22 protein-coding genes and 1 pseudogene are annotated in these 22857 nt (G+C 61.8%); 9 read left to right on the plus strand and 14 right to left on the minus strand.

The window, feature by feature from the left end:
* Window positions 1–24: 24 nt before the first annotated feature.
* Both radA and alr read right to left on the minus strand, forming a co-directional pair.
* The gene (gene radA, locus PATSB16_RS10330; RefSeq protein ID WP_047214052.1) at window positions 25–1383 is read right to left on the minus strand and encodes a DNA repair protein RadA; all 1359 of its coding nucleotides are present in this window, start codon (window positions 1381–1383) and stop codon (window positions 25–27) included.
* 61 nt (window positions 1384–1444) lie between these two features.
* The gene (alr, locus tag PATSB16_RS10335; RefSeq protein WP_047214053.1) at window positions 1445–2515 is read right to left on the minus strand and encodes an alanine racemase; all 1071 of its coding nucleotides are present in this window, start codon (window positions 2513–2515) and stop codon (window positions 1445–1447) included.
* A 282-nt stretch (window positions 2516–2797) separates the two neighbouring features.
* Between alr and lplT the strand changes: the two genes are divergently transcribed.
* Together lplT and thiD are read left to right on the plus strand one after the other, a co-directional pair.
* The gene (lplT, locus tag PATSB16_RS10340; RefSeq protein ID WP_047214054.1) at window positions 2798–4102 is read left to right on the plus strand and encodes a lysophospholipid transporter LplT; all 1305 of its coding nucleotides are present in this window, start codon (window positions 2798–2800) and stop codon (window positions 4100–4102) included.
* Window positions 4103–4107: 5 nt separating this feature from the next.
* Window positions 4108–4929, plus strand: a complete 822-nt coding sequence (gene thiD / locus PATSB16_RS10345) for a bifunctional hydroxymethylpyrimidine kinase/phosphomethylpyrimidine kinase (RefSeq protein WP_047214055.1) — start codon at window positions 4108–4110, stop codon at window positions 4927–4929.
* Between the two features lie 5 nt (window positions 4930–4934).
* Here thiD and PATSB16_RS10350 read toward each other — a convergent pair whose 3' ends face one another.
* The 4 genes and pseudogenes from PATSB16_RS10350 to tsaB form a co-directional block, all read right to left on the minus strand.
* Entirely contained in the window at window positions 4935–5987 is a 1053-nt protein-coding gene (locus tag PATSB16_RS10350; protein WP_047214056.1) for a DUF1853 family protein, read from the minus strand.
* Window positions 5987–6574 (minus strand): annotated as a pseudogene (locus tag PATSB16_RS10355) (uracil-DNA glycosylase); the annotation flags it as partial. The gene PATSB16_RS10350 and the pseudogene PATSB16_RS10355, both read right to left, overlap by 1 nt.
* A 154-nt stretch (window positions 6575–6728) precedes the next feature.
* A complete protein-coding gene (rimI, locus tag PATSB16_RS10360; RefSeq protein ID WP_047214058.1) occupies window positions 6729–7226 on the minus strand; it encodes a ribosomal protein S18-alanine N-acetyltransferase in 498 nt (165 codons plus the stop codon).
* On the minus strand, window positions 7226–7981 hold the full coding sequence (gene tsaB, locus PATSB16_RS10365; protein WP_047214059.1) for a tRNA (adenosine(37)-N6)-threonylcarbamoyltransferase complex dimerization subunit type 1 TsaB: 756 nt from the start codon (window positions 7979–7981) through the stop codon (window positions 7226–7228). The genes rimI and tsaB overlap by 1 nt, the downstream gene beginning before the upstream one ends.
* A 210-nt stretch (window positions 7982–8191) precedes the next feature.
* On the opposite strand from tsaB, the gene ehuB reads away from it, so the two are divergent.
* From ehuB to ehuA, 4 genes are read left to right on the plus strand one after another with little or no spacing between them, the layout of a single operon-like run.
* The gene (gene ehuB, locus PATSB16_RS10370) at window positions 8192–9049 is read left to right on the plus strand and encodes an ectoine/hydroxyectoine ABC transporter substrate-binding protein EhuB (RefSeq protein ID WP_047214060.1); all 858 of its coding nucleotides are present in this window, start codon (window positions 8192–8194) and stop codon (window positions 9047–9049) included.
* A gap of 10 nt (window positions 9050–9059) precedes the next feature.
* Window positions 9060–9731 carry an ectoine/hydroxyectoine ABC transporter permease subunit EhuC gene (ehuC, locus tag PATSB16_RS10375; RefSeq protein WP_047214061.1) on the plus strand — a complete coding sequence of 224 codons (672 nt, stop codon included), beginning with the start codon at window positions 9060–9062 and terminating at the stop codon, window positions 9729–9731.
* Between the two features lie 2 nt (window positions 9732–9733).
* Window positions 9734–10426, plus strand: a complete 693-nt coding sequence (ehuD, locus tag PATSB16_RS10380; protein ID WP_047214062.1) for an ectoine/hydroxyectoine ABC transporter permease subunit EhuD — start codon at window positions 9734–9736, stop codon at window positions 10424–10426.
* Window positions 10423–11199 carry an ectoine/hydroxyectoine ABC transporter ATP-binding protein EhuA gene (gene ehuA / locus PATSB16_RS10385; RefSeq protein WP_047214063.1) on the plus strand — a complete coding sequence of 259 codons (777 nt, stop codon included), beginning with the start codon at window positions 10423–10425 and terminating at the stop codon, window positions 11197–11199. The genes ehuD and ehuA overlap by 4 nt, the downstream gene beginning before the upstream one ends.
* Before the next feature lie 112 nt (window positions 11200–11311).
* Here the strand turns inward: ehuA and thpD are convergent, their stop codons facing one another.
* The 5 genes from thpD to PATSB16_RS10410 form a co-directional block, all read right to left on the minus strand.
* Window positions 11312–12238 carry an ectoine hydroxylase gene (gene thpD, locus PATSB16_RS10390; protein WP_047214064.1) on the minus strand — a complete coding sequence of 309 codons (927 nt, stop codon included), beginning with the start codon at window positions 12236–12238 and terminating at the stop codon, window positions 11312–11314.
* An 18-nt stretch (window positions 12239–12256) separates the two neighbouring features.
* On the minus strand, window positions 12257–12655 hold the full coding sequence (locus tag PATSB16_RS10395) for an ectoine synthase (RefSeq protein WP_047214065.1): 399 nt from the start codon (window positions 12653–12655) through the stop codon (window positions 12257–12259).
* The gene (ectB, locus tag PATSB16_RS10400) at window positions 12652–13959 is read right to left on the minus strand and encodes a diaminobutyrate--2-oxoglutarate transaminase (RefSeq protein WP_047214066.1); all 1308 of its coding nucleotides are present in this window, start codon (window positions 13957–13959) and stop codon (window positions 12652–12654) included. Before ectB ends, PATSB16_RS10395 begins: the two co-directional genes overlap by 4 nt.
* A 73-nt stretch (window positions 13960–14032) precedes the next feature.
* Window positions 14033–14572 carry a diaminobutyrate acetyltransferase gene (gene ectA, locus PATSB16_RS10405; RefSeq protein ID WP_047216468.1) on the minus strand — a complete coding sequence of 180 codons (540 nt, stop codon included), beginning with the start codon at window positions 14570–14572 and terminating at the stop codon, window positions 14033–14035.
* Window positions 14573–14616: 44 nt separating this feature from the next.
* Window positions 14617–15156, minus strand: coding sequence for a MarR family winged helix-turn-helix transcriptional regulator (locus PATSB16_RS10410; protein WP_047214067.1), 540 nt, complete (start codon window positions 15154–15156; stop codon window positions 14617–14619).
* Window positions 15157–15585: 429 nt separating this feature from the next.
* On the opposite strand from PATSB16_RS10410, the gene PATSB16_RS10415 reads away from it, so the two are divergent.
* Window positions 15586–17184 carry a DEAD/DEAH box helicase gene (locus PATSB16_RS10415; protein WP_047214068.1) on the plus strand — a complete coding sequence of 533 codons (1599 nt, stop codon included), beginning with the start codon at window positions 15586–15588 and terminating at the stop codon, window positions 17182–17184.
* A gap of 100 nt (window positions 17185–17284) precedes the next feature.
* On the opposite strand, the gene aceB is transcribed toward PATSB16_RS10415, so the two are convergent.
* On the minus strand, window positions 17285–18871 hold the full coding sequence (gene aceB, locus PATSB16_RS10420; RefSeq protein ID WP_047214069.1) for a malate synthase A: 1587 nt from the start codon (window positions 18869–18871) through the stop codon (window positions 17285–17287).
* 59 nt (window positions 18872–18930) lie between these two features.
* Complete coding sequence (locus PATSB16_RS10425) at window positions 18931–19638, minus strand: haloacid dehalogenase type II (protein WP_047214070.1); 708 nt, start codon at window positions 19636–19638, stop codon at window positions 18931–18933.
* 108 nt (window positions 19639–19746) lie between these two features.
* On the opposite strand from PATSB16_RS10425, the gene PATSB16_RS10430 reads away from it, so the two are divergent.
* Entirely contained in the window at window positions 19747–20706 is a 960-nt protein-coding gene (locus PATSB16_RS10430; protein WP_047214071.1) for a LysR family transcriptional regulator, read from the plus strand.
* Between the two features lie 108 nt (window positions 20707–20814).
* Entirely contained in the window at window positions 20815–21249 is a 435-nt protein-coding gene (locus PATSB16_RS10435) for a universal stress protein (protein ID WP_047216469.1), read from the plus strand.
* A gap of 180 nt (window positions 21250–21429) precedes the next feature.
* Here PATSB16_RS10435 and aceA read toward each other — a convergent pair whose 3' ends face one another.
* Window positions 21430–22749 carry an isocitrate lyase gene (gene aceA / locus PATSB16_RS10440; RefSeq protein WP_047214072.1) on the minus strand — a complete coding sequence of 440 codons (1320 nt, stop codon included), beginning with the start codon at window positions 22747–22749 and terminating at the stop codon, window positions 21430–21432.
* Window positions 22750–22857: the final 108 nt, after the last annotated feature.

Raw genomic sequence — 22857 nt, forward strand, 5'->3', positions numbered from 1 at the left:
ACGATCGGCGCGTACGCAGCGGCGTCAGAGCGCCGCGATGGCCTGGTCGATACGATCGACCGCACGCACCTCGAGTCCGTCGATAGGTTGCTTGGGAGCATTGGCCTTGGGGATGATTGCCAGCGAAAAACCGAGTTTCGCGGCTTCTTTCAAACGGTCCTGCCCGCGCGGGCTGGGCCTTATTTCGCCGGCCAGACCGACCTCGCCGAACGCCACGATGCCGCGCGGCAGCGGCCGGTTGCGCAATGACGAGTGAATCGCGAGCATGACCGCCAGATCGGCCGCCGGCTCGGTGATTTTTACGCCGCCCACGGCATTGAGAAAGACATCCTGATCGAAACACGCAATACCGGCATGGCGATGCAACACCGCCAGCAGCATCGCCAAGCGATTCTGTTCGAGCCCGACGGCCAGGCGCCGGGGGTTCGGCACTTGCGCCGTGTCGACCAGGGCCTGGATTTCGACCAGCAGCGGCCGCGTGCCTTCCTGCGTGACCAGCACGCACGAGCCTGGTACGGTCTGATCGTGCTGCGACAGAAACAGCGCCGATGGATTGGAGACGCCCCGCAGCCCTTTTTCGGTCATGGCGAATACGCCAAGCTCGTTGACCGCACCAAAGCGGTTCTTGAAGGCGCGCACCAGCCGGAACGACGAATGCGTATCGCCCTCGAAGTAAAGCACCGTATCGACGATATGCTCGAGCACGCGGGGCCCGGCCAGGTTGCCCTCCTTGGTCACGTGCCCGACCATGATCACGGTCACGCCGGACTGCTTGGCCGTGCGCGTGAGTTGCGCAGCGCATTCGCGCACCTGCGCGACGGAGCCGGGGGCGGAGGTCAATGCCTCGGAATAAACGGTCTGGATGGAATCGATCACGACGATCTCGGGGCGCTCGGCCTCGATCGCCGCCAGGATCTTCTCCAACTGAATTTCAGCCAGCAAATGGAGCTCGCCGCTGGCCGGACCGGTCAGATCCAGACGCTGCGCCCGCAGTGCGATCTGCGCGCCGGACTCCTCGCCGCTGACATAAAGCGCCGGCCGCTCGCGCGCGACCTGCGCCAGCGATTGCAGCAGCAGCGTCGATTTTCCGATGCCCGGGTCGCCGCCGATGAGCACCACCCCACCGGCCACCAGCCCGCCGCCCAGCACCCGGTCGAACTCGCCGATGCCGCTCGAAAAACGCGGCACGTCCGCTGCCTCGATATCCGCCAGACGCCGCACCGGCGTGCTCTTGGCCAGCGCCTGGTAGCGATGCCCCGAGGGGGATTCGGCGACCGTTTCCAATAACGAATTCCAGGCGTTGCAATGCGGGCATTGGCCCTGCCATTTCGGCACCTGGCCGCCGCATTCCGAACAGGTATAAATCGTCTTGGCTTTGGCCATCCGGGACAGATCTCAGAAATTTCAGAAATAACGAGGGGACAACGCGGGAGATGTCGAGCGCTTACTGCTCGATCACCGGCACGCGCGGCGCCAGTGCGCACATCAACTCGTAACCGATCGTTCCGCACGCGCAGGCCACGTCGTCGATCGGCAGCCCACGCCCCCACAGCACGGCGTTGCTGCCCACGCGGGCTTCCGGCACGGGACTGAGATCGACCATCAGCATGTCCATCGAAACGCGACCGACCACCTGGGTCAGGATGCCAGCGACCAAGACAGGCGTGCCTGTCGGAGCGTGGCGCGGATAACCGTCGGCGTAACCGCAGGCCACCACACCGATGCGCATCGGCCGCTCGGCGGTAAACACGCTGCCGTAGCCGACGGTCTGCCCGGCACCGAGCTCCTGCACGGCGATCACCTCGCTCTCGAGTGTCATCGCGGGTTGCAGGCCGAGCCCCTCGACATCCGCGGTTCTGCCGCTAGGCGAGCCGCCGTACAGGGCGATGCCGGGCCGCACCCAGGCGTAATGCGTCTGCGGATGAAACAGCGTCGCCGCCGAATTCGCCAGGCAGCGCTCACCAGGAATATCGCGTGCGCCGCGCTCGAACGCTTCCATCTGATAGTCGACGCCGCGCTCGCCGTCGGCATCCGAAAAATGCGTCATGAGCACGATCTGGCCGACTCCAGGCATCGCACGGACACGCTCCCAGGCCGCGCGGTATCGCTCGGGCACGAAGCCCAGCCGGTTCATGCCGCTGTTCATCTTGAGCTGCACCGTCAGCGGCTTCGACAGCCGCGCACCTTCGAGCATGCGCAATTGCTCGTCGCAATGCACGGTCGTGGTGAGGCCGTATTCATCGATGACCTTGAGATCCGCGGGTTCAAAAAAACCTTCCAGCAGCAAAATCGGACCGGCCCAGCCGAGTTCGCGCAAGCGCACCGCCTCATTCAAATCGAGCAGACCGAAGCCGTCGGTCTCACGCAGGCCGGGAAAGGCGCGTTCGATGCCATGCCCGTAGGCATTGGCCTTGACCACGGACCAGACCTTGGCATCGGGCGCGTGGCGCCGGGCAACATCGAGATTATTGGCAAGCGCTGCGGTGTGAATCGTGGCACGAATGGGACGAGGCATGACGATGAAGTTCTTCGGACGAGAGAGTGATTGAGTTCGGGGCTTTGCGACGGCAGCCGACCGAGGCCGGCGCCGCGCAGCGGCCGGCCGCGGCCGGGCTCGGTTAGGATTATGCATATTTTCGTGTTATAAAGCCGTGCGCACAACTTGTTTTGCCGATTTCTTTTTCCCGCCAGAGGAGCCGCCGAGGGCTTGGCCGCGCCGGACCACACTCAGCCGGCGGTGAGCGCCGGTGACATGGGACGGACGCAAAACCGCCGTCGGGAACCAATCCAAGCTGAGATGAAGACAGGTTTTTACACCATCATGGCCGCGCAGTTTTTTTCGTCGCTGGCCGATAACGCATTGCTTATTGCTGCGATAGCGCTCCTCAAGGATTCCCATGCGCCGCAATGGATGACGCCGCTTCTTAAGCTGTTTTTCGTGTTGTCCTACGTCGTTTTGGCGGCATTTGTCGGCGCATTCGCCGATTCCATGGCCAAGGGCAAGGTCATGTTCATCACCAACAGCATCAAGGTGGTGGGCTGCATCATGATGATGGCAGGCTCCCATCCGCTGATCGCCTACGGCATCGTCGGTTTCGGCGCGGCCGCCTACTCGCCGGCCAAGTACGGCATTCTGACCGAATTGCTGCCAGCCGAGCGGCTGGTGGCCGCCAACGGCTGGATCGAAGGCCTGACGGTTACATCCATCATTCTCGGCACCGTCCTCGGCGGCGCGCTCGTCAATCCGCACATCGCGCACTACATCATCGCTCGCACACCGGCTGCCATCAGCACCTCTGCCGATGCCGCCATGCTGGTCATCATGGGCATCTACATCGTCGCCGCGCTGATCAATCTCGGCATCCCCGACACCGGCGCACGCTACCGGCGTCAACAACGCAATCCGATACGCCTGATCACGGACTTCGCCGGCTGCTTCGTGACCCTTTGGCAGGATCGGCTCGGCCAGATATCCCTGGCCGTCACCACGCTGTTCTGGGGCGCCGGCGCCACGCTGCAGTTCATTGTCTTGAAATGGGCCGAAAAGGCCCTCGACATGAATCTGTCCGAAGGCGCGATTCTGCAAGCGGTGTCCGCGCTGGGCGTGGCGATCGGCGCGATGCTCGCGGCCGCCAGGATACCTCTGAAAAAATCGTTGTCGGTATTGCCGGTGGGCATTGCCATGGGCATCGTCGTGATGGGCATGGCCTTTTTCTCGAAACACACGCTGCCGGACTGGCCGATCAGCATCGGCTTCTGGCACGTTCCGTTCTATCTGGTGGTTGCTTACCTGTTTTTGATTCTGGTGGGCGGCCTGGCAGGCTTTTTTGTGGTGCCGATGAACGCCCTGCTGCAACATCGCGGGCACATCCTTCTGTCGGCGGGCCACTCCATCGCCGTGCAGAATTTCAACGAGAATCTGTCGGTGCTGCTGATGCTGTGCCTCTACGCGCTGCTGATCTGGTTCAACGTGCCGGTCGGCGTGGTGATCGTGCTGTTCGGCACCTTCGTATGCTGCACCATGTGGCTGGTGATGCGCCGCCATCAAGCCAATCAGCGTGAGTTCGATTCGGTGGCGCTGATCGGCGAAATCAAGCACTGACGACAATGGCGGCTCGCATCTTCAATGTACTGACCATCGCCGGGTCCGATCCCGGTGGCGGAGCCGGTATCCAGGCCGATCTCAAAACGTTCTCGGCGCTGGGCGCCTACGGCATGAGCGCGATCACCGCACTGACCGCGCAAAACACCCTCGGTGTCAGCGCAGTGCACGTGGTGCCGAGCGCATTCGTCGCCGCCCAACTCGACGCCGTGTTCAGTGACATCGAGTGCGCCGCGGTGAAGATCGGCATGCTGGCCAACGCCGATATCGTACGCACGGTGGCCCAGGCATTGCGACGCTACCGCCCCCCTCACGTGGTGCTGGATACCGTCATGGTGTCGAAAAACGGACATGCGCTGCTTGCGCCTGAAGCGGTCGAGGCGCTGCGCCTGGAACTACTGCCGCTGGCCGACCTGATCACGCCCAACCTGCCTGAAGCGGCCGTGCTGCTCGACCAGCCGCCAGCGACCGACGAAACTGCAATGGCGATGCAGGCACAAGCACTGCGCGACCTGGGCGCGCGCAACGTGCTGCTCAAGGGTGGACATCTGGGTGGCGCCAACAGCCCCGATTGGCTGCTCACCGAGCAGGGCAGCGAAAGGTTCGACGCCCCGCGCCTGCCGATGCGCAATACCCACGGCACCGGCTGCACGCTATCGGCCGCACTCGCCGCCCTGCGCCCGCAACATGACGGCTGGCCGGATACCGTGCGCGCCGCAAAGCAATACGTGAGTCAGGCGCTGGGATCGAGCGACGCGTTGCAGGTCGGCCATGGCATCGGCCCGCTCCATCATTTTCACGCCTGGTGGCCGCGCCGCACCGGCTGAGCCGCTCAGGACGTTTCGCCCCGCTGTGCCGCGCGCTGCCACAGTTCCGCCATGCGCCGGCGCGCACGCGCGAGCCAGTCGTCCGGGACGATGAACCCGCGTTGGGTCTCGTCCCATGTGCCATCCGCATTTTCGGCCAGGCCGACCACCAGCAGGGGCTCATGCGGCTGACCGTTTTGCCAGAGCGCGGCGATGCGCGCGCCCAACGCTGGCCGATCCATGACCTCTGAGGCTGTCAGGCGCGCCGGCGCCAGCCAGTGAACGCGCGGCAGCACGCTCCAGGCGGCGACTGCCGAGCCGTTGGCTGCCGCATCGGTCGCCTGTTGCCACTCGGCCCGCGTGGCCCACCACCCTCGCCCGTGGCCGGCCGAGATCACCGCCGGCAACGGCACACTCGGCACAGCATCGCGGCCGGCACCGAGTGGGTGGAACATCCAGCCCTTCAAATACGCCTGCGCCTGCCATGGCCCGGCGTGCGGCAGTATCGATTGCGCCGCCTCCATCGTCGTCAGGCGCAATTGATGCAGCAGCAGATGCTGGAGCTTGTCTCCCAGGCTGTCGGCAAGATTCGGCCCAAGCCATCGATATTGCTCGGCACTCGCGATGCTCGGGTCATCGACGCTCGTGTCTTCGCCCCCGGGAGGCACATAAAGATAAAGCTTGACCGCCAATTCCCAGTGCAGCATTCGCTGGCTGGCCAAATGCCTGATCAGAAAATCGCATTCTCCGAGCGTCTGCCCACCCTGCCGCCGATCGCGCACCTGCAGTCCGGCGGCCATCAATTCGTAACCGGGCCCCTCACGCAGGTAGAACTGCAGCAAGCGCTCCGCGTATCGCCCGAGGCGGGCGCTTTCGCCGGCGGCAAGGAACGTCTTCAGAGATGCCGGTTGCCGGTCCTGCGCCAGCAGCCAGCGCTCCAGCATCGCCAGTTCGGCGTCGCTGGGCGTGGCGTTGCCCAGCTCGGCGGGGAATGCGTTTGCGCCGTCGGCGCGCAGCAAATCGGAGGACAACAGCAACCACGCGAGGTCCCGCACCGGGGCCTCGTGCAATTGAGGCATCAAAGTGCGGTAGCGCTCGAGTTGCAAAGCGATTCGTAAGTGGCGCGCGCCAGACACCAGTCGGTCCAGGCCTTGGCTTTGTCCGGCAAATTGCGCAGTAAGTAGGCCGGATGGTAAGTCACGATCACCGGCACGCCTTCATAATGATGGATCTTCCCGCGCATGCTGGCGATGCTGGCCTGCGAATTCAGGATGCTTTGCGCGGCAAAGCGCCCCATCACGACGATCAATTTCGGCTGAAGCAGCGCGACCTGCCGCTTCAGATAGGGCTCGCACTGCCTGACTTCAGCCGGCTCGGGGTCCCGGTTGTTGGGCGGCCGGCATTTCAGCACGTTGGCAATGTAGACATTCTTGCCGCGCTGCAATTGGATCGCGGCAAGAATATTGTCGAGCAGCTTGCCGGCCTGACCGACAAACGGCTCGCCCTGCAAATCCTCCTGTTGGCCCGGCGCTTCTCCCACCAGCAGCCAATCGGCCTGGCGATCGCCGACGCCGAATACCGTCTGAGTCCGATGCTCGCACAATTGGCAAGCGCGGCAGCCCGCCACGCGTGCAGCCAGTGCATCCCAATCGAGTTGCCCGACGGGTGTCTGATCGGCCTCGCCCGGACTGCTTTCGGCAGGCGCCTCGCGCACCTGCACGTGCGCCGCCAGTTCGGCAGGCTTGTCGACAGGGGGAGCATCGCTGGGCGCGAGGCGACGCGCCCACAACGGCCACAATCCAAACTCTTCCAGTATCGGCTTAGGCAACGGCACGGCGATCCTCCAGCGTCAAGCGCATCACGATGGCATCCTCGCGCCGGCCATGATACGAGGGGTAATACCCCCTGCGGCAACCGATCTGCCGAAATCCATAGCGTTCATAAACCGCCAGTGCGCGGCTGTTGGAGGGGCGCACCTCGAGCAATACGCCAGTCATGCCCTGCGCCCGGGTGCGCCGCACGATCTCGTCGAGCAGGCGCACCCCCCAGCCTTGCCCGTGATGCGCCGGGTCGACACACACATTAAGCACATGATTCTCGTCGACCACCGGCATGCAAATAAAGTAACCAAGCAGATCGCCGCCCCCACCGCCCTCACCGCGCAGGCAGCAGGCGTCCTGACTGGGCCCCTCGGCGCGCAGCGAATCGACGAAATTCACCCGTTTCCACGGAAATGGATAAGCGCGCGTTTCGATCTGCATGACCTCGTCGAGGTCGGCTTCGGTCATCGCCGCGAATTGGTGAGCCTGCACCGCCATCAGCGCCCCTCCGCCAAGTGCGCCAAGGTGGCACGATTGCCGGCAGCGGCCTGCCGCTCGGCCACTGTCTGCGCAACCTTGTTGCGAATATAGAAAGGTGCCGCCTCGTGCGCCGGCAGCGTCCGCCCCAGCGCGTAATCGCGCGCGGCCAGCGCGGCCACCGCGCTGGCGTGCGGCAGCGCGTCGGACAACACGGCTGCGGCTTGCCCGGCCAGGGGCAAGCGATCCCCGAATATCGCCGCTGCGTTGCCGGCCAGCGAGAATGGCTCGTCCGGTCGCGGCAGGGCATCGGGCGCATCAAGCGCCGCGTCATGATTGACAACCCAACTCCGAGACGGCTTATCCCACGAGTAATCGGCCCAGTAGACCTCGTCCATGCGGGCGTCGAGCGCTACCACAACGCGGTCCGGCGCGGCGTCCGGCGCACGGGTCATTTCGGCGCAAGCCAGCAAAGTGCCGACCGGGATCACCGGCAACCCCGCACCATAGGCAAGCCCCTGGGCTACGCCGCAGGCAGTGCGCAATCCCGTGAAAGAACCCGGTCCGGCGCCGAAGGCAATCGCATTGCACGCGCCGAGCGCCAGCCCCGCCTCATCGAGCACTTCCCGGATGAGCGGAAGGATGTGTGTACTGGACACCGCCCCGGTATGGCGATGCCGGAAGATCGCGCGTTCGGTGCCGAGCGAATTCAGATACAAGGCTACCGAGCAAAATTCGGTCGACGTATCGAGGGCAAGTATGGAAATGGCAGACATGCCGACATTGTAATCGCCGAAACCGTCACACAGGCGTTCGCGCCGCTGCGAGGCGATGTTCCCGGGCTCGGCGACGCTCTATTCATTCGGCACACTATTAATTTCAACTGAAATCATTCTATAATGGATAATTATTTCCGCTATCGTTGCCAGACGAATGAAATAAGCGCGAAAGTCATTTCGGTAAATTTCCCTTAAAAGGACATGCTCATGAAAAAGGCCCGCAAAACAGCCCTCGCCACGCTACTGATCGCTCTGGCAGCCGGGCTGGCACAGCAAGCCGGCGCTGTCACGCTCAAGCAAATCCAGCAACGCGGCTATGTGCGCATCGCCATTGCCAATGAAATTCCGTACGGGTACATGAATCTTTCGGAGCAGGCCAAAGGCATTGGCCCCGACGTTGCCAAGCAGGTCATGAAGCAGCTTGGCGTGAAGAAGATCAAATGGGTCGTCACCGGCTTCGGTTCGTTGATTCCCGGTCTGAAGGCCAACCGTTTCGATATGGTCGCCGCGGAAATGGCGATCCTGCCGCCACGGTGCGAAAAGGTGCTGTTCTCGGAGCCTGACAGCTCCTACGGAGAGGGTCTGCTGGTCGCCAAAGGCAATCCGGATCATCTTCACTCGTATGAAACGTTCGCCAAATCGGGCAAGAAGGTCGCGATCATGGCGGGCGCGGATCAACTCGATATGCTCCAGGCGCTGGGCGTGCCCAGCAGCAATATCGTGACGATCTCGAGCAACGCCGATGCCATTTCAACGGTGGCAACCGGCCGCGCCAGCGCCTATGCGGCAACGGGTCTGACGGTGAACCAGTTGGCGGCCAAGAGCAACAAGGTGCAGGCCGCCAAGGGCTTCACCGATCCGGTCATTCATGGCCAGCCGGCGCGCAGTTGGGGCGGCTTCGCCTTCGCTCAGGACTCGAAGGGTCTGCGTGACGCCGTCAACACCCAATTGGCTCAGTTCAAGAAGACCCCCGGTTGGAAGAAACTCATGAAGCAATATGGTTTCAGCAACAAGGATGCACAGGCATCCTTCGACAAAACCACGGCACAGCTGTGCACCAAGTAAGCGTTGAGCCATGCATTGGATCAGCTACGCCACGCCTCTGCTGCAAGGGGCGTGGGTCACCGCACAGCTCACGGTCTACTCGACGCTGCTGGGCGCCTTCTTCGCCTTTTTGTTCGGTCTGGGCAAGCTCTCGCGCTTTTGGCCGATCAAGGGTCTATCGATCGGCATCATCGAGATCTTTCGCGGCACCTCGCTGCTGGTCCAATTGTTCTGGCTGTATTTCGCGCTGCCGGTGGTCGGCCAGCTGGTCGGCATCGATCTGCGGCTGCCGCCGGTCGCGGCAGGCACGCTGGCGTTGAGCCTGAACATCGGCGCTTATGGCGCGGAGGTGGTGCGCGGCGCGATTCAAGCCGTCCCGTCGGCGCAGCACGAGGCCGCCCAAGCGCTCGACTTTACGCCGCGCCAAACCCTATGGCGCATTGCGTTGCCGCAGGCCATTCCGGAGATGATGCCGAGCTTCGGCAATCTGGCCGTGCAAAATCTCAAGGACACCGCGCTGGTGTCACTGATCAGCCTGGGAGATCTGGCCTTTCGTGCCGAGCAGATCCGCAACTTCACCCAGGACAGCACGACCGTCTACACAGTGTTGCTCTTCATGTACTTTGGCATGGCCCTGATTCTGACCGCGGCGATGAAGCTGCTTGAACGCTCGGTCGGCCGTTGGCGCGCACGGAGGATCTGAGCATGTTGTTCGGATTCCATTGGAACACGGCGAATAACTGGCTGTTCGCTCAATCGATCCTGCCCATCCTGCTCAAGGGCATGCTCATCACGATCGAGGCCTCGCTGTTGGGTTTCGTGGTAGCGGCGATCCTCGGCCTGATGCTGGCCGCGCTAAAATCGTCGCGCCTGCGCATCGTCGCGTGGCCAGCGCGGCTGCTGACGGAGTTCCTGCGCGATACGCCGCTGCTGGTGCAGTTGTTTTTTCTGTATTACGTGCTGCCCGACTACGGAATCGTCCTGCCGGCGTTCATGACCGGCGCCCTCGCGCTGGGTGTGCAATACAGCGCCTACACCTCGGAAGTTTATCGCGCCGGCATCGAGTCGATTCCGCGTGGCCAGACCGAGGCGGCCCGCGCGCTCGATCTCTCCGGCTTGCGCACTTTCAGCGTGATCATCGTGCCGCAGGCCATCCCGCGCATCATTCCGGCGCTGGGAAACTACCTGGTGTCGATCATGAAGGACGTGCCGGTGCTCTCGGTGGTCTCGGTACTCGAAATGCTGAACGTCGCCAAGATCATTGGCGACCGTACCTTCAACTACCTGATTCCGCTCTCGATGGTGGGCGGCCTCTACATGATCCTGACACTGTTGGCCTCGGCCGTCGTGCGCTCTCTCGACAAGCGACTCCCTAAACGAGGATTGCCCCTGCGATGAACGAATCCATCATCAAATTCGATCAGGTCACCAAGCGCTTCGGCTCGGTGACCGTGCTCGACGCCTTGGACTTCGAGGTCCGCAAAGGCGAGAAAGTCTCAATCATCGGACCCTCGGGCTCCGGCAAATCGACCGTGCTGCGCATTCTGATGACGCTCGAAAAGATCAATGACGGCGTTATTCACGTGGTCGGGAAGCCACTTTGGCACGAAGAGAAAAACGGCCACCTGGTGCCGGCCGGAGAAAGTCATTTGCGCGAAATGCGCAAGGAAATGGGCATGGTGTTTCAGCAGTTCAACCTGTTTCCTCATATGACAGTGCGCCGCAACATCACCGAGGCGCCGATACACGTGCTGAAACTATCGAAGCAAAAAGCCAACCAGCGCGCCGACGAATACCTGGAGCTGGTGGGCTTGTCGGAGCACGCGAACAAGTTTCCGAGCCAGTTGTCCGGCGGGCAGCAGCAGCGCGTAGCGATTGCGCGCGCCCTGGCCATGCGGCCCAACATCATGCTGTTCGACGAACCGACCTCGGCACTCGATCCGGAATTGGTAGGCGAGGTGCTCAACGTCATCCAGCGGCTGTCCGAGGAGCACGACCTGACCATGCTGCTGGTGACCCACGAGATGCAGTTCGCCAAGCAGATTTCCGATCGCGTCTGCTTTTTCGACAGGGGCTCGATCGTCGAGGAAGGCCCGCCCGAGATTTTGTTCACCGAACCTCGCGAAGAGCGCACGCGGGAATTCCTCAAGGGTTTTATCCATCCCGCGTGACGGACCATCGCGCCGGCCACGCGCGCGACTCGCACACAAAAAAAACCGGACCAGTCCGCAAGGATCTGGCCCGGCCAAGTGCGACCGGCCCGCAGGCCGGCCGGGGTCACGGTTACGCCACCATGGCGGCTTGCTCGATGGGCTCCAGGGCGGCGAAGTTCCGGCGGGCCGCGATATATTCGGGGCGCGGCTCGAGTCCGTGCTTCGGCGGCTCCAATGTATTTTCTACACTGTTGTAGACCATGAACACGTTCGCGCGGGGCCACGGCGAAATATTGCCGTTCGAACCGTGCATCGTGTTGCAATCGAAAAACACGACCGAGCCGGCCTTGGCCGTCATTGCCTGAATGCCGCCCTGCTCCGCCAGCAGGTTCAGGCTAACCGGATCGGGCACGCCATACTCCTGCTTCTTGAGCGATTGCTTATAGTGATTGTCCGGCGTGCGTCCCTGGCAGGCAATGAACTGCTGCTGCGATCCGGGAATCAACATCAGCGGCCCATTGCAAGCATTGTTATCGGTCAACAGGACCGAACAACTCAACGCGCGCATGGCTGGCATGCCGTCTTCGATATGCCATGTCTCGAAATCCGAATGCCAATAAAATTCCTTGCCTTTGAAGCCAGGTTTCATGTTGGCACGCGATTGATGCATATAGACTTCCGAGCCCAGAATCTGCCGCGCGACGTGAATCAGGCGCGGATCGCGCGCCAGCCGGTCCAACTTCTCGCTGAGCTCATGCACCCGGAAAATGGAGCGTACGGCTTTGCTTCCCGGCTCGGTAATCGCCTCGTCGCGCGAGACAATTTCCGGCGCGGCGCTCATGCGTTTGACTTCGGCGAGCAACACCTCTACCTCAGCTTCATCGAACACATTTTCCAGCAATATGAAGCCGTCCCGCTCATAGCCGCTCAACTGTGCCTGAGTCAGCGCATCGGCATAGCGTCCGCCGTCATAGACGACCGGATCTTGCCTGGCAATGATGGCCGAAGTGCCATCGGTCGTGCGGGAAGCATATAAATCACTTACCGATATAATCATATCGTACTCCTTTACATCTCAGGCAGCCTGCGGCTGCTCGACCGGGTACACGCCGTCGGCGTCGTGCACTTCCTGCCCCGTCAACGGCGGGTTGAAAACGCAAATCACCCGCAAAGGCTCTTTTCCGCCGCGCAGCCAGTGGTCGTCGTGCTCGTTCAACGCATAGACGACGCCCGGGCCCAACGCATACTTCTTTCCGTCAGCAATGGTTTCCACCTCGCCGTCGCCCTCGATGCACCAGACCGCCTCAAGGTGATTCTGGTAATGGATATGCGTCTCGGTCCCCGGAAAAATCACGGTCTCATGGAAAGAAAACCCCATCCCGTCTTGCTTGAGCAGGACCCGCCGGCTCAGCCAGTTATCGGTTTTGATCTCGTCCTTGGTGCCGATCACATCATTGACGTTCTTAACGATCATCGTTTGTTTCCTCCGAATTTGAAGACATGGGCGCTGGCGCCTTCGCTGGCCAGCACATGTGCGACACTTTGCTCGATGACTTCGAGTCCGCGCTTGAGCAGGTCGTCCTCGATGGTCAAGGCCGGCAGAATCTTGAGGACTTCGTCGTTGGCGCCGGACGTCTCGATCACGAGGCCGTGCCTGAACGCCTGGCGCGCGATCTGGTTTGCCATGTCGTTGCGCCCGGAGGTTGCCAGGCCTTGAATCAAGCCCCGACCGCGCACGCTCAAGCCGGCGCCCGGATAGCTATGAACCAGATTCTCCAGCCAGTCGCGCACCAGGCGCTCCTTGCGGGCGGTTTCATCGGCAAATGTGCTGTCCGTCCAATAGGCGTCGAGCGCTTCGGCCGCAGTGACAAACGCCATGTTGTTGCCGCGGAAGGTTCCGCTGTGGGCGCCGGGCTTCCAGACGTCGAGTTCCGGCTTCATCAGCACGAGCGACATGGGCAGGCCGAAACCGGACAGCGATTTCGACAATGTAATGATGTCGGGCTTGATACCGGCGACTTCGAAGCTGAAGAAATTGCCGGTGCGCCCGCAGCCGACTTGAATATCGTCGACGATCAGCAGCATGTCGTGCTGGTGGCACAAACGCTCGAGCTCCTTGAGCCAACGCTTGCTGGCGACGTTCACGCCGCCTTCGCCCTGAACCGTTTCGACGATCACCGCGGCCGGATGATCCAGGCCGCTGCTGGGATCGTCCAGCATGCGCTCGAGATACGCCATGGTATTGACGTCGGTGCCAAGATAACCGTCGAACGGCATGAAAGTGGTATTGGCCAGACCGACGCCCGCCGCGCTGCGGAACTTGGCGTTGGCGGTGACAGCAAGCGACCCGCCAGTGACGCCGTGAAAGCCGTGAGTGAAAGAGATGACGTTTTGACGGCCCTTGACCTGACGGGCCAGCTTCAGCGCCGCTTCCACCGCATTGGTACCCGTCGGGCCGGTGAATTGCAGCGTATATTGCCAGTTGCGCGGTTTAAGCAGCACTCTCTCCACCGTCTCGAGAAAATGCTTTTTGGCGCACGTCGCCATATCCAGCCCATGCACCAGTCCATCGGTATTCAAATACTCGATGAGGCGTTTTTTCAGAATCGGATTGTTATGACCGTAGTTGAGGGTTCCGGCACCGCTGAAAAAATCGATGTATTCGTTGTTGGCTTCATCGACCAGCACGGAACCTCTGGCCTGTTTGAAAATCACCGGGAAAGACCGAACGTAGCCACGCACTTCCGACTCCATCCGGTCAAATATTTTTAAGTCCATTGCGGTTTCTCCGTGTTTTATCGGACGCGCCGATGAGCGCCATGGCGGCGCCCATCCCTCCACGCACGTCCCATCATTGAGCTGCGCAGTCTGTCCGAGCCAAAACCCGACTGGCTTGAAACGGACCGATACGCAGCAGCGGTTCGTCATCGTGGCCGTGGCCGGCAAACAGATGACGATCAAACAGCGGCAACTCGTCGATCGAGGCCTGCAATGCGTTGGCCAGCGCCGCGAAAAGGCTTCGCGATGCCCGGTTTTCCGGGCTGACCGTTGTTTCGATATATTGAATATGTTTTAAGTGCGGGCGCTGCAGCAACGTCCGCAGCATGCGTTGCCCGAGCCCCCGGCCGCGTGCTTGTCGATGGACGGCGACTTGCCATACGAACAGCACGTCGGAGCGGGACGGCGGCTCATAGGCCGAGATGAAACCGAGCACCTGATCGCCCGCCTGGGCCAGCACGCAGGTGTCCGAGAAATGCTCGCACAACAAAAGATAGGCGTACTGCGAATTAAGATCGAGCGGTGGGCACTCCTCGATCAGACGGTGTATCTGCGCGCCGTCGCGCTTGTCGGGCACCCTCAGGCATAAGCCGGGCGGATCCTGCACGGCCAAGCGGCTATTGGAATTTTCGCTGCGGTAAGCGCCGTCGTTGTCTATCAAACCACCAATCCTGATTCGGGGGGCACATCGCCCGTAGGTACATCAAGAATCGGCGGAGCGGGCTCGCTCGCCGATTCCGCGGAAACACCGCCCGACTCGATCAGATCGACAACTCGCTCTAGCGCCATCGTGATCGTGGCCTGCTCCAGTTCGGGTAGCGCATTGAGCGCCTCCGACAGCTTCTTCTGCATCGGCGCGGGCGTTTCGGTGGCAAGCTTGAAACCCGCTTCGGTCGCCGACACAAACACAATCCGCCGATCTTCCCGACCGCGCTCGCGACGAATCAACCCCTTGTCTTCCAGGCGATCGAGAATGCCCACCACTGTGCTGGCGCTGACATGAATTTCCCGGCTGATCGCGGTCGCCGTCAGCGGGCCGCGATCGATCACGGCGCGCAGACAAATCAATTGAGGCGCCGTGATGTTGCTGCAGGCGGCCAACTGCCGGGAATGCAGGGCAATCGATCGCGTGATGCGACGCAGCGCGCGCAGGATGCGCAAATCGTACTGCTGACTGCTGATTGGTGGCGTTGTCATGGATGGATCGAACAGAAAATTCCGATAAATTAATTTGCACTGAAATGATAATGTTAGAAACGATTTGAGTCAAACGGCTATGCTCTCCCTGCGACGAGAAGGCTGTCGCGGTATTGACGAGGCGATTTTGCGACGCACAACATGGCGTAAGTCTTTATAAATGCCAGCAGAATTTTCCCAAGTGGTCTATAATCTCGGCTTCCGTTGCTGCGCTGCACTTGTCAACGGATTGTTTGCGTTTTGCCCCAATCCAGTTATAAGCCTCTCCGTTCGCTCACGTAGCACTCGAGCACACTCCCGGCTTACGATTCGGGAAGTCTCGTTGTTCAACTTCCCCTGCCCCACCCGCGATTTGCTATTAGCAGCCGTCGACCCGGGTTTGCCGATTGGCGCCAACGCCTTATTCAAACCTGTGTTGTTGAGGGATTAATGGAAATCACTTCCAAACTATCTGCGCTCGCGCAGACGATCTTCGCTGCGTCCGACGAAAACGCCACCCAAGCTTCCGCGCCCGCGGAAAAAACCGCGACGCCGGGCGGGCCGACTTTTGCCGAGCTGGGCCTGAATGCCGGCATTCTGTCCGCGCTCGAGGCCGCCGGTTATACGCAGCCCACGCCCGTACAACAGCGCGCGATCCCCGCAGCGCTGGCCGGTCGCGATTTGCTGGTATCGAGCCCGACCGGCTCCGGCAAGACCGCCGCATTCATGTTGCCGGCGATTCACCGCTTCGCTGAATGGCAGGCCAATCACCCCGCGCGTGCGGCGCATCCGCGCAACGAAGTTGCCGCGCCGGGCGAGAAGCCCCGCAAGGGTCAGCGCGTGCGCCCCGCACCGGCACAGCCGGCGCTGCTGGTGCTCACCCCCACGCGTGAGTTGGCCCTGCAGGTCACCAATGCCGCGGAAACCTATGGCAAGCATCTGCGCCGCCTGCGTACGGTCAGTATCCTGGGCGGCATGCCGTATCGCCGTCAGCTTGAACTGCTGGCACGCCAACCGGAAATTCTGGTGGCAACCCCCGGACGCCTGCTCGACCACATCGCCAGCGGAAAAATCGATTTGTCGGCCCTGCAAATCCTGGTGCTGGACGAAGCCGACCGGATGCTCGACATGGGCTTCATCGAAGATATCGAAACGATCGTCGATGCCACACCGGCCACCCGCCAGACACTGCTTTTCTCGGCCACACTCGACGGCAAGATCAGCACGATCGTGCATCGCCTGCTGCGTAACCCCGAGCGCATCGAAATCGCCGCCCGCGCCGACCAGCGGACCAACGTCAATATCGCGCAGTCGCTGCATTACGTCGACGACCGTCAACACAAGGACCGCCTGCTCGCGCATCTGCTCGGCGATCGCGCACTGGACCAGGCGATCGTGTTCACCTCCACCAAACGCGACGCCGACCAACTGGCCGGCCAACTCGATCAGGCCGGTTTCAGTAGCGCCGCGTTGCACGGCGACATGCCCCAGGGCGTGCGCAACCGCACGCTCAAAGACATGCGCGAGAAGCGCTTGCGCGTGCTGGTGGCCACCGACGTCGCAGCGCGCGGCATCGACGTGCCCGGCATCACCCACGTGTTCAACTATGACCTGCCGAAATTCGCCGAGGATTACGTGCACCGCATCGGCCGTACCGGCCGCGCAGGGCGCTCCGGCACGGCCGTGAGCCTGGCGCAGCACAGCGAAGCGCATGCGGTGCGCCGCATCGAGCGTTATACCCGTCAGCCACTGGCAGTCAATGTCGTAGCCGGCTTCGAACCACGCCGTGCGGCACCGGCGGGCAACAAACCTGCCCCTGGCAAGCGCCCTGGCTATGGCCGGGCCGGCAAGCCCGGCGGCTCCGGCAACTGGGGCAATTCGCGCGACGGTGCCCGGCAAGGCGCAGGCCGCTCGTTCGGTAACCGCGAAGGCGCTGGTGGCGGCTTCCGTGACGGCGGCAACCGCTCGGAACGCGGCTTTGGCGGCGGTTACGCCGGCAAAAGCGGCGGTAATGGCGGCGGTTACGGGCGCCATACCAAGCGCGGCTGAGCCGTTTCAGCCCAGGCAATAAAAAGCCCCGCCGATTTTTTCGGCGGGGCTTTTTGCTGTTCGGCGATGCGAGCTGCGCATCGCCGCGGGCTCAGGCTGCTTAGATTTCTTCGTACAACGGCAGCGTCAGGAATTCGACGAAATTTTCGCTGGTGCTCATTTCCTCGAAGATCTTGGCGGCACGGTCGTAAGTCGGCGTTTCGCCACCAACCGTCTGCTTCACTTTGGCAAGCTCCTGCGGAATCAGCTCGCGCACCAGTTCGGCACTCACTTTGCGGCCGTCGTCGAGCACACCCTTGGGCGAGCGAATCCACTGCCACACTTGCGAGCGCGAAATCTCGGCGGTCGCGGCGTCTTCCATCAGATTGTGGATCGGCACGCATCCATTGCCTGCCAGCCACGAACCCAGGTAGTGGATGCCGACGTTGATATTGTTGCGCAGGCCGCTTTCGGTGATCGGCGCCTCCGGCTGGAACTCCAGCAGGTCCTTGCCAGCCACGTTGACGTCGTCGCGCCGCTTGCTGATCTGATTGGGACGATCGCCCAGCACCTTGACGAACTCTTCCATCGCCACCGACACGAGGCCCGGGTGTGCCACCCAGCCGCCGTCATAACCGTCGGTCGCGTCCCGCGCCTTGTCGCTGCGAATGCCAGCCATCGCCTTCTCGTTGGCTTGCGGATCGTTCTTGATGGGGATCAGCGCGCTCATGCCGCCGATGGCCGGTGCATTGCGCTGATGGCAGGTCTTGAGCAGCAGCAGCGCATACGCGCGCATGAACGGCACCGTCATGGTGATCTTGGAGCGATCGGCCAGGCAGAAATCCTTGTTGACCTTGAACTTCTTGATGCACGAGAAGATGTAGTCCCAGCGGCCGGCGTTCAGGCCGGAGCTATGGTCACGCAATTCATAGAGGATTTCGTCCATCTCGAAAGCCGCCAGAATCGTCTCGACCAGCACCGTGGCCTTGATGGAGCCTTGCGGGATTCCCAGCTCGTTTTGCGCCAGCACGAACGTGTCATTCCACAGGCGGGCTTCGAGGTGGCTCTCGATCTTCGGCAGGTAGAAGTAAGGGCCACTGCCGCGCGCCAACAGGGCCTTGGCGTTATGGAACAGGTACAGGCCGAAATCGAACAGCCCGCCGGAGACGCGCTGCCCATCGACCAGCACGTGCTTCTCGTCGAGGTGCCAGCCGCGCGGACGCACGATCAACGTGGCGGTTTTTTCGTTGAGCTTATAGGTCTTGCCGTTTTGTTCCAGGCTGATCGTGCCGCGCGCGGCGTCGCGCACGTTGATCTGGCCTTCGATCTGATTATTCCAGTTGGGCGTGTTGGAATCCTCGAAATCGGTCATGTAGCTATCGGCACCGGAATTGAGCGCGTTGATGATCATCTTGCGCTCCACCGGCCCGGTGATTTCGACGCGGCGGCACTGCAGGTCTTGCGGCAGCGGCGCGATCTTCCAATCGCCTTCACGAATCGCCTTGGTTTCCGGCAGGAAGTCAGGCTGTTCGCCGGCGTCCAGGCGCGCGGTGCGGACCACGCGCGCCTTGAGCAATTCCTGGCGACGGGCTTCAAACGCGCGATGCAACTTCGCCACGAAAGCCAATGCGTCAGTGGTCAGGATCTCTTCGAATTCGGGACGGATTTCCGCCTTGATTTCCACGCCCGCAGGCAGATTAATCGCCATGGTGACTCCTTGGTTCAACAGGTTATGTAAGAAAACGGTCGCACAAGCGTGCGTCAAATTCAAGCTGGCGCCGCGTTGCGCGCGGCAACGAAGCGCACAACGTCGCGCAGATCACGGCCCATGCCGTGCGGCGTCACGCCCAACTGCTCCAGCGGCAGCCCGCCCCGGTTGACCCAGAAGGTCGTGTAGCCAAACCAGGTTGCGCCGATCGCATCCCAGCAATTGCTAGAGACGAACGCCATTTCGCCAACAGACAGCCCGAATGCTTGCGTACCCAACTGATACGCTTCGGGCGAAGTCTTGTACTTGCGCGCCACATCAATACTCAAGACATGCTCGAACAACCCCTTCATGCCGGCACTCTTGACGGCGATATCCAGCATTTGCGGGTTGCCATTGGACAAAATGCCCAAGCGCAGCCCGTTCTCGCGCAAGCGGCGCAAGGCCTCGAGATTTTCGGGAAACGACGACAGGCAGGTGTACTCGTCCATCAGCCGCTTCTCCGCCACTGGCGACAGGCTCAGGCCCAGTCGCTGCGTGGCGAACCGCAAGGCATCGATCGTGACGTCCCAGAAGGGTCGGTAGTGCTCGCCGCGCGGCCCCGATAACGTGCGCAGAAGCGTGTACTCGATTTGCTTGTCGCGCCACAACGCGGCAAGCGCATCGCCATGGCCCGGGAACAACTGCTCGGCGGCCGCGCGCACCGAGTACACGTCGAATAACGTGCCATACGCGTCAAAAACAACCGCTTTGATATCCGTAGCCATAGTTTCGGTATAACTTGAATTTACTTTAGCATTGTATTATTTATCAATGAGCGAATAAAAGTTCATTGAAATCAATTTATCTTTTACTTTTTTATAGGTAATCGAAGCGTGGATCGTTTCAAACAAATGGAAACTTTCGTCGCTGTCGCCTCGCGGGGCAGCCTGTCGGGTGCCGCAGCGCTCGAGGGCGTGGCGCCGGCGATCATCGGCCGGCGCATCGACGGGCTGGAAGAGCGCCTCGGAGTCAAGCTGCTGGTACGGACCACGCGCAAAGTCACGCTGACCTATGAAGGCTCGGCCTTTCTCGAAGACTGTCAGCGAATTCTTAACGAAATGCACAATGCCGAGGCGACCGTCTCGGCCGGAGGCGTGAAAGCCAGCGGTCATCTGCGCATTACCGCCCCGGCCGGTTTCGGGCGACGGCATGTCGCGCCGCTGGTGCCGGCCTTTCTCGGCGCCCACCCCGAGGTCACGTTGACGCTGGATCTGTCGGACCGGCTGATCGACCTGGTCAATGAAGGTTTCGACTGCGCGGTGCGGCTCGGCGAGTTGCCCGATTCGAGCCTGGTCTCGCTGCGCCTGGGCGAGAACCGCCGGGTGTGCGTGGCCGCGCCGGCCTACCTGGCTCGCCATGGCACGCCGACCTCGCTGGAGGACCTCGCGCATCACAATTGCCTTGCGTTCGGCGCCAGCAGCAACCAGCAGCGCGGCTGGACCTTCCAGCAGGATGGCAAGGTGCTCAACATCCGCGTGGCTGGTTCGATGGAATGCACGGACGGCGCGGTCCTGCACGAGTGGTGTCTCGAGGGGCACGGCCTCGCATGGCGCTCTTGGTGGGAGGTTGGCGAGGATATCCGCGACAAGCGGCTGGTCACCGTGCTCGACGAATTCGCGGCGCCGCCGATCGGCATTCATGCGGTGTTTCCGCAGCGCAAGCACCTGCCGTTGCGCGTGCGGCTGTTCATCGATTACCTGAAACATAGCTACAGCAACCCGGTCTACTGGGAAGTAGCCGAGCACGCCGAATCCGACAGGCACCCGGTGCCCGACGCCACTGCGATGCCCTGAGCAACGGCCAGCCGGTGCGGCGCTGCGCGAAACCGACCAGAATCGCCCGCGTCGAGGATTACAATGAAATCGCTGGGCTGGCCAGCCATATCGCAAGGAGGTCATATGCTGTTCACTCATATCCTCTTACCCACCGACGGCTCCGAACTTTCCGCCAAAGCCGTCAACGGCGGACTGGAGCTGGCCAAGGCGCTGGGCGCCAGAGTGACCGGCTACGTGTGCCTGGCCGAATACCCTTACTCGCCGTTCAGCGAATACGTGCTGGAGGCACCCGCCACCTTCAACGACCGCATTCAGCAGGAAGCCCAGGTCCATCTGGATAAGCTCGCCGAGGCGGCAAAGGCGGTGGGTGTGCCATTCCGCAGCGACACCTCGGCATTCCCCACGCCGTACCTGGGCATCATCGATGCCGCCGAACGCCACCGCTGCGATCTCATCCTGATGGCCTCGCACGGCCGGCGTGGCCTGACCAGCCTGCTGCTGGGCAGCGAAACGCAACGTGTCCTGGTGCATTCGAAAATTCCGGTACTGATTTACCGGTAGTCCGGGCGGGCCGAACACACAATAAGAACTACGCCGCGCAAACCGGGTTCGCGCGGCGTGCCCTCTTTTTGTCTCCCCCTCCCTGCCGGCCAGCCGACTTTCGCGGCGGGCCGTTTTGCCTTATCGCACTTCGATCGAGGCGCTGCGCACGAGCACGCACCGCCTCGCGCATCCTGACTATCAGGCTGCCTTGGCAGTCCCCTGCGATGCATCGAAGAATTGCTCGTCTTCAGTCGAGCCCTTGAGCGCCGTGGTCGACGCTTCGCGTTCGATGGTCTGGGTCACTGCATCGAAATAGCCGGTGCCGACTTCGCGCTGATGCTTGACCGCCGTGAAGCCCTTGGTGGCCGCCGCGAATTCCGCTTCCTGCAGTTCGACGAACGCGCTCATTTGATTGCGCGCATAGCCGTATGCCAGATTGAACATCGAGTAGTTCAGGCTATGGAAGCCGGCCAGCGTGATGAACTGGAACTTGTAGCCCATCGCACCCAGCTCGCGCTGGAATTTGGCAATGGTCGCGTCGTCCAGGTTCTTCTTCCAATTGAACGAAGGCGAGCAGTTGTACGAGAGCATCTTGCCGGGGAATTCCTTGTGGATGCCTTCGGCGAATTTCTTCGCGAATTCGAGATCGGGCTTGCCCGTCTCGCACCACACCAGGTCAACATACGGCGCATACGCCAGGCCACGCGAGATTGCCTGCTGCAGGCCGGCGTTCGTGCGGTAAAAGCCTTCCACGGTGCGCTCGCCGGTGCAGAATGCCCGATCGTTTTCATCGACGTCCGAGGTCAGCAAGTCGGCCGCTTCCGCGTCGGTACGCGCGATCAACACAGTCGGCGTGCCCATGACGTCGGCCGCCAGGCGCGCGGCCACCAGTTTGGCCACGGCTTCGCGCGTCGGCACCAGCACCTTGCCGCCCATATGGCCGCACTTTTTGACTGACGCCAATTGATCTTCGAAGTGAACGCCAGCCGCGCCCGCTTCGATCATCGACTTCATCAGCTCGAATGCGTTGAGCACGCCGCCAAAGCCGGCTTCGGCATCGGCCACGATCGGCGCGAAGAAATCGACATAACCTTCGTCGCCCGGGTTTTTGCCTTCCGACCATTGAATTTGGTCGGCGCGCGCGAACGTGTTGTTGATGCGGCGCACCACCGACGGCACCGAATTGGCCGGATAGAGCGACTGGTCGGGATACATTTCACCGGCCAGGTTGGCGTCGCCGGCGACTTGCCAGCCCGACAGATAAATTGCCTTGAGGCCGGCCTTGACCTGCTGCATCGCCTGATTGCCGGTCAGCGCGCCCAGCGCGTTGATGAACGGTTCGCTGGTGATGCCGGCCCAGAGCTTTTCCGCGCCCCGTTTGGCCAGCGTGTGCTCGATCTGAAGCGAGCCGCGCAGGCGAATGACATCTTCTGCGGAATACCCACGCTTGATGTTTTTCCAGCGCGGATTGGAAGCCCATTCCTGTTCGAGCTGCTTCACTTCTTGTTGACGCGACATGGCAATCTCCTAGTCCTATGGATAAAACGAAAAACCGCTTTTTTCGCCGCCGGGTGCCGTAACGGATGTTTCTGGCACTTCTGGCGGCGAAGTCTTATATAAGAGTCT

This window comes from Pandoraea thiooxydans (assembly GCF_001931675.1).
GTDB classification, from domain to species: Bacteria; Pseudomonadota; Gammaproteobacteria; order Burkholderiales; family Burkholderiaceae; genus Pandoraea; species Pandoraea thiooxydans.

Coding starts and splice junctions, on each gene's coding strand:
- radA (WP_047214052.1), bottom strand. CDS start 1,383: ATGGCCAAAGCCAAGACGATTTATACCTGTTCGGAATGCGGCGGCCAG.
- alr (WP_047214053.1), bottom strand. CDS start 2,515: ATGCCTCGTCCCATTCGTGCCACGATTCACACCGCAGCGCTTGCCAAT.
- lplT (WP_047214054.1), top strand. CDS start 2,798: ATGAAGACAGGTTTTTACACCATCATGGCCGCGCAGTTTTTTTCGTCG.
- thiD (WP_047214055.1), top strand. CDS start 4,108: ATGGCGGCTCGCATCTTCAATGTACTGACCATCGCCGGGTCCGATCCC.
- PATSB16_RS10350 (WP_047214056.1), bottom strand. CDS start 5,987: ATGCCTCAATTGCACGAGGCCCCGGTGCGGGACCTCGCGTGGTTGCTG.
- rimI (WP_047214058.1), bottom strand. CDS start 7,226: ATGGCGGTGCAGGCTCACCAATTCGCGGCGATGACCGAAGCCGACCTC.
- tsaB (WP_047214059.1), bottom strand. CDS start 7,981: ATGTCTGCCATTTCCATACTTGCCCTCGATACGTCGACCGAATTTTGC.
- ehuB (WP_047214060.1), top strand. CDS start 8,192: ATGAAAAAGGCCCGCAAAACAGCCCTCGCCACGCTACTGATCGCTCTG.
- ehuC (WP_047214061.1), top strand. CDS start 9,060: ATGCATTGGATCAGCTACGCCACGCCTCTGCTGCAAGGGGCGTGGGTC.
- ehuD (WP_047214062.1), top strand. CDS start 9,734: ATGTTGTTCGGATTCCATTGGAACACGGCGAATAACTGGCTGTTCGCT.
- ehuA (WP_047214063.1), top strand. CDS start 10,423: ATGAACGAATCCATCATCAAATTCGATCAGGTCACCAAGCGCTTCGGC.
- thpD (WP_047214064.1), bottom strand. CDS start 12,238: ATGATTATATCGGTAAGTGATTTATATGCTTCCCGCACGACCGATGGC.
- PATSB16_RS10395 (WP_047214065.1), bottom strand. CDS start 12,655: ATGATCGTTAAGAACGTCAATGATGTGATCGGCACCAAGGACGAGATC.
- ectB (WP_047214066.1), bottom strand. CDS start 13,959: ATGGACTTAAAAATATTTGACCGGATGGAGTCGGAAGTGCGTGGCTAC.
- PATSB16_RS10410 (WP_047214067.1), bottom strand. CDS start 15,156: ATGACAACGCCACCAATCAGCAGTCAGCAGTACGATTTGCGCATCCTG.
- PATSB16_RS10415 (WP_047214068.1), top strand. CDS start 15,586: ATGGAAATCACTTCCAAACTATCTGCGCTCGCGCAGACGATCTTCGCT.
- aceB (WP_047214069.1), bottom strand. CDS start 18,871: ATGGCGATTAATCTGCCTGCGGGCGTGGAAATCAAGGCGGAAATCCGT.
- PATSB16_RS10425 (WP_047214070.1), bottom strand. CDS start 19,638: ATGGCTACGGATATCAAAGCGGTTGTTTTTGACGCGTATGGCACGTTA.
- aceA (WP_047214072.1), bottom strand. CDS start 22,749: ATGTCGCGTCAACAAGAAGTGAAGCAGCTCGAACAGGAATGGGCTTCC.